Raw genomic sequence first — 5,445 nt, forward strand, 5'->3', positions numbered from 1 at the left:
CGGGCTGCCGGCCTGTTCCTGTGGTGCGGCGGTGCGCCGCGGGCCCGGTCAGGTGGCGACGACCGCGCCCGGCTGCTTGGGCGCCCCGTTGAGGGCCGGGTTCACCGCGGAGGGCTCCACCGTGATGGCCTTCTCGGCCGCGACCTTCTTCTGCCGCTCCACCTCGAGGCGGTTCTTCTCGATGAAGTGGACCGTCCAGTGGAAGCCGCCGCGGATCAGGCAGACGATCGCCGTGGCGAAGAACAGGCCGTACGGGATGCTCATGCCCATCAAGATGCCGTACACCGCGGCCACGCCGCCGCCGAACGCGACCTGTGCGGCCGGTTTGGACGGTGAGGTGCCCGGGTCGGTCACCATGTAGTTGGTGTACAGCACGAACGCGATGCCCGACATCATGCCCAGGCCACCCGCGATCGAGGTGTCCAGGATCATGCCGCGGATGATGGCCTGCAGCGCGAACCCGATGAGCCAGGCCATGATCAGCCAGAGCCGGCCCGTGAGCATGCCGTTCAGCATGGTGCCCGCGGTGACGATGATCAGCGGGATCGCGAGGTCGAAGAACGTGCCCACGTGCTCGCTGAAGTGGTACGGCGGCGCGACCGAGGCCCACGGGAACACCAGCAGCACGACCGCGATGCCGAAGTTCGACGGGTTCATGTAGTGCCGCAGGCGGCCCTTCACGGGAGCCCGCAGGACCCACTTGGCGCCGACCGCCACGACCACGCCGAAGATCATGACCCAGATCTGGTCGTTCACGTAGGTCAGCATGTTCACCGCGAGCGCGGTGATGTGCGCCGGGTAGAGGAACTCCATGAGCCCTCGGAACCCGTTGTTCGCGTACCGGGGTGCGCGGCCCTCCTGCCGGGAGCCGATCCACTCCAGCCCCAGCTCGACGGCGTAGGCGGTGGCCAGCGCGATGAACGGCCAGAGCCACGCCTGCTCGAATCCGAGGACCGTGTACCCGAGGATGTTGAAGATGGAGATGGAGATCGCGAAGCGCCTGAGCGCGGTGATGACCTTGGTGTCGTGCCGCGGTGGGCCGGCAGCCGCCTTCGTCTCGGCCATGTCCGTCACTTCTCCTTGGCCTGGTCGCCGAGCTGGATGTCGTGCCAACCCGGGTTCAGTGTCATGTCCTGTTCGTGGATCTCGCCGTCGCGGTCGCGCCACTTGATGTGAGCGCTGACGGCCTGGTCCTCGGAACCGAGTCCGAAGTGGACCTCGTGGCTGCGCTTGCCGGAGTGGCCGCTGCCGCCGTCGACCCGGCTGATCTGCTTCTTGCCCGACGCCGTGGTGACCGTGACCTGAGCGCCGACGACCGGGGAACCGGCACCGCGGGCGGTGCCCGTGGTGGCGTCCTGGTCGTAGGTCAGGCGCAGGCCGACGAAGGCGTTGTCCGAGCCGCCGGTGTTGCGGTAGAAGATCGGGTCGGACCACTGCCGGGAGATCGCCATGTCGAGCTTGCCGTCGCCGTCGATGTCACCGGTGGCGATGCCGCGCGTCGGGATCTGGGCGGCCATGCCGAGCGAGTCGGACAGGTCGCTGTAGAAATCCCGCTGGTTCTTGGCGAAGAAGTGGAAGTGCTGGTTGCCACCCACGTCGTCGCCGGGGCCCACGATCGGCCACCACATCGGGTTGTCCAGCAGCACGTCGTTGGACGTGGCCAGCTCCTGCAGCTGGGGCCAGCGGTTGACGTCGCCCTTGACGAAGCCGGTGGCCTGCAGCACCTCGGGCTCGGTGTTGTTGTCGAGGTCCGCGATCTTCACGTCCCAGCCCCAACCCGACCACGCGAGCTGCAGCGGGGCGCTCTGGTCCTCCCAGATCGCGGCACCCTTCTTGAAGCTGTCGGTGACCCGGTTCAGGTCCTTCTCCTCGCTCATGAAGGCGAAGTGCGACTCCTCGATGCCGAACGACGTCGTGATGTTGCTGACGTACATGTCGTACACCTGGTCGCCGTTCAGGTCGCCGAAGTCGACGCCCATGCCCTTGAACGAGTCGATGCCCACGTTCTTGGACTTGGGCTCCATCGGGCCCTTGGTGCCCTCGACGAGCTGGAACTTGAGGTTGCCGGGCGTGGACTCGTTGAACAGGAAGCGGTCCGGGCCGAAGTCGTTGCCGACGTACAGCTCGGGCAGCATGTCGCCGTTGACGTCGTTGGAGCTGGACGCCAGGGCCCAGCCCTTCGAGACGTCACGCGGGAACGGGTCGGACATCGACCACTCGGTGCTCGGCTTCGCACCGTCCTTGGCGCCCTTCCAGAGGAAGATGTAGTCCTCGCCGCCGTTGAAGCCGGCCGACATCGAGTGGTTCATCTGCACGCCGGTGTTCTTGGACGGGTCCAGCACCGGGCCTTCGGGGAAGTAGTTGCCGATGAAGATGTCGTCGTGGCCGTCACCGTCGAAGTCGGCCACGGTCGCGGAGTTCGAGTTCCACTGCGGGCCGTCGTAGGTGCCCGAGGACTTGCCCGGCACCAGCTCGGTGGCCTCGTAGGCGTCGTCGCTCAGGCCCGTCGCGTCGGCCTTGGCCAGGTGCAGGATCGGCGTGCGGCCCCACATGTAGACGAGCAGGTCGATCCGGCCGTCCTCGTTGTAGTCGCCGGGCACGCAGCCCATCGGCGCCATCACCTCGTTGACCGGGAGCTTGCCCGACGACAGCGCGAACGGCTCGTAGCGCGGCGTCTTGTTCGCCTCCGGGGCGGGGGTGACGATCACCTGGTCGATGCGCACGTCGACGTAGCACAGGTCGTTGGACAGACCGTCGCCGTCGAGGTCGTTCAGCGCGATCGCCGAGCCGACCGAGGAGATCCAGGCGTTGATGTGCTTGTAGCGCTGGTTCACCTGGCGGATGGACTGGTGGGTGTAGCCGCCGGGCAGGGCGATCGACTCCGGCGTGAACCCGAACTGGGCCGCGATCTCCTGCTTCTCCTCGGCTGACACCTCCGGCAGCCGGGCCACCAAGAACGTGGCCGCGACGAGCACGAGTGCGATGACGCCGGGTAGTTGCCTGCGCAGCCAACTGGCTGTGGAGGTCACAAGCTGACTCCTTCCTGGTGGACGAATTGCTCGGCGATGCGTCGCCGCCACGTCTCGAACGCGGGCACGGCGCCGTCGGTGACCGGCGGCGCGGAGCGCACATCCTCGGTGAAGGGGGCGGCCTCGCCCGGTGCGCCCTGGACCGGACCCGCGAGCGGGCCCCCGGTCCGACGCGCCGGGAACTTGTCGATCATGTCGGCGACGCTCTGGGCGTCGGACCTTCCGACGAACCACGTGGCACGGCCGGTGTTCCGGCGGTCCGGGGCCTGCGGGGTCCGACCCCGCCACCCCTTCCCGTGCCACGGCATGCGGGCCATCGCCCACCCGATGCCGGCGTTCACCATCTGACTGCTCCGGGCGGTCCGCTCCTCGTTCGGGAGTCGGTCCGCCCACCCGCCGCTGCCGGTGACGAATCCCTTTCCGGCGGGGTGGCCCACCGGGCCGCGGAACCGCGTCGGGAGCTTCTGCCGAGGCTCCCGCGCATCCTGCGGGCCAGGTGCGCCGATCACATAGGCGTGGTCACTGAACAACTGCCGCCAGGTGATCTCCGGTAAATTGCGCCGTGAGGCGCGCAGTGCACTCAACCTCGTCCCCCCAGCTCGGGTGACCAGTCACCGGAAGCGAACGAGGAAAAGACTTGCAGAGGGTTCGCGAGGCTAGCTACTTCAGGCTTGCTCACCGGTCGACGTGCGTGCACGAGCATTTGCCGATGCACTCCACGGGTCATGACCAGGGCGGTGTAACCCACCTCGTCGGACGATGAGTCCGCAGGTCAGGGCTGTTGTGCGCGCTCTTTTGCGCTGTGCCGGGCATCTCTGCGCGCCCGATGGGGTTGTATTTAGCTACCGACTTACCGATGCGCGTTGCCCGGTGTGGTGCTCGATGACCGGGGAGTCCCTTCCGGGACATTTCCGGTCGGTGCGCCGGTGCTCTTCGTCGCTTTTGGACGATCGAATGCGCGAGGTCGGCGCTGGTGGCATTGTCCGTCACCGCGCGCCGGGTGGATTCTCCCGGCTTGCCGCAGGAGAGCACGATTTCGCATGCGCGGCACCCCTCCGGAGGTCATCCTGGGGAGTCCGGCAGCCCGGCACGTGCGGCACGGCAAGGCAGGAGAAGCCACCGCGGCGCGGATCGGTGATGCTCGGGCCGTGCGTCCGCGCCGGAGTGGGACCACGGCGTTCGCCGGGGAGCGGTTCGGTCCTCCGCCGTCCTGCCCGCGGTGCCCACCGGTGAATCGGGCACAGGTATTCGACAGAAATCCACGACCGTGGTTCCCCGAATTCCCCCGGCGTCGATTTCGACGACCTCCGGGCGCGGGCGTCGGGTTTTCCCATTCCGCCCACCGCCCGGTCCGCCGGGCCGTTCTCCGCGCACCGGCGCCCGGCGCGCGGCTGCCGGATGCCGTCGCGCGGCACCAAGACGTCAATCTGGAAGAAGTCCCACCACGGCCGGTCCCCATAGCCTGACAGGGGATAGTGCCCGGCCGGATCCGGGTGGCACCGCTCGTCATCCGTCGTCGTGTCGGGTCTCGGTGGAGTCGTTCCCCCCGACAGTCCTGAGGAGATCTGATGACCCAGCCGAAAGTAGTGTCCCGGGAAGAGTGGTTGGAGGCTCGCAAAGCGCTGTTGGAGAAGGAGAAGGAAGTCACCCGCGCCCGCGACATGATCGCGGAGGAGCGTCGCAAGCTGCCCATGGTGAAGGTGGAGAAGGAGTACACCTTCGAAGGGCCCAACGGCAGCCGGCTCTCGCTGCTCGACCTGTTCGAGGGGCGTCGCCAGCTCATCGTGCGGCACTACATGTTCAGCCCGGGCGCCAAGGAGGGCTGCATCGGCTGCTCCATGCAGGCGGACAGCGTCGGCGAGCTCTCTCACATGTGGGCCCGCGACACGACGTTCGTGATGATCTCCCGCGCGCCGGTGGCGGACTTCGAGCCGTTCAAGAAGCGGATGGGCTGGGACATCCCGTGGTACTCGTCGTTCGGCAGCGACTTCAACTACGACTACGAGGTCTCCACGGAGATGGGCGAGTCGCCGGGCGTCAGCGCGTTCTACCGCGAGGGCGAGGACGTCTTCTTCACCTACTCGATCTTCGACCGCGGCGGTGACATCTTCAAGAGCTTCTACAACTACCTCGACATCACCCACCTGGGCCGCCAGGAGGACCAGCTGGACCACCCCTGGGACTGGTGGCGCTTCAAGGACACCTACGACGCCGAGGAGTCGCACGGCCCCGGCGACAACTGGTGGAACGGCACCAGGTACCAGCAGTAGTCCGGCAAGCCGCCCTCCCGCTCCGCCGGGGCTCCGACCGTCGTCGGGGCGGGCCGGGGCTCCGGCCGCGGGATCCCGGCGCTCACCGGGCGCCCGGTCGCGGATCGCCGTGGCCGCCCGGTGTCCCGCCGGAACGGTGGTGCGGC

General features: G+C 67.9%; 4 protein-coding genes. 1 reads left to right on the forward strand and 3 read right to left on the reverse strand.

What is annotated here, in order from left to right:
* Positions 1-48: 48 nt before the first annotated feature.
* Genes AB0G02_RS27245 through AB0G02_RS27255 form a run of 3 tightly spaced genes read right to left on the reverse strand, consistent with a single transcriptional unit; the run spans position 49 to position 3,223 of the window.
* On the reverse strand, positions 49-1,065 hold the full coding sequence (locus AB0G02_RS27245) for an enediyne biosynthesis protein (RefSeq protein ID WP_360799021.1): 1,017 nt from the start codon (positions 1,063-1,065) through the stop codon (positions 49-51).
* A 5-nt stretch (positions 1,066-1,070) separates the two neighbouring features.
* Entirely contained in the window at positions 1,071-3,029 is a 1,959-nt protein-coding gene (locus tag AB0G02_RS27250) for a CRTAC1 family protein (protein WP_360799024.1), read from the reverse strand.
* Positions 3,026-3,223: a hypothetical protein gene (locus AB0G02_RS27255; RefSeq protein WP_360799027.1), complete on the reverse strand. Its 198-nt coding sequence runs from the start codon at positions 3,221-3,223 to the stop codon at positions 3,026-3,028. Before AB0G02_RS27255 ends, AB0G02_RS27250 begins: the two co-directional genes overlap by 4 nt.
* 1,374 nt (positions 3,224-4,597) lie before the next feature.
* Here AB0G02_RS27255 and AB0G02_RS27260 point away from each other — a divergent pair.
* Positions 4,598-5,299 carry a DUF899 domain-containing protein gene (locus tag AB0G02_RS27260; protein ID WP_360799030.1) on the forward strand — a complete coding sequence of 234 codons (702 nt, stop codon included), beginning with the start codon at positions 4,598-4,600 and terminating at the stop codon, positions 5,297-5,299.
* Positions 5,300-5,445: the final 146 nt, after the last annotated feature.

The sequence above is a fragment of the Actinosynnema sp. NPDC023658 genome (genome assembly GCF_040639995.1).
In the GTDB taxonomy this organism is placed as follows: domain Bacteria; phylum Actinomycetota; class Actinomycetes; order Mycobacteriales; family Pseudonocardiaceae; genus Actinosynnema.

Excerpts from the sequence above, each read along its gene's own strand:
- AB0G02_RS27245 (WP_360799021.1), bottom strand. The coding sequence starts at position 1,065 with ATGGCCGAGACGAAGGCGGCTGCCGGCCCACCGCGGCACGACACCAAG.
- AB0G02_RS27260 (WP_360799030.1), top strand. The coding sequence starts at position 4,598 with ATGACCCAGCCGAAAGTAGTGTCCCGGGAAGAGTGGTTGGAGGCTCGC.
- AB0G02_RS27255 (WP_360799027.1), bottom strand. The coding sequence starts at position 3,223 with ATGATCGACAAGTTCCCGGCGCGTCGGACCGGGGGCCCGCTCGCGGGT.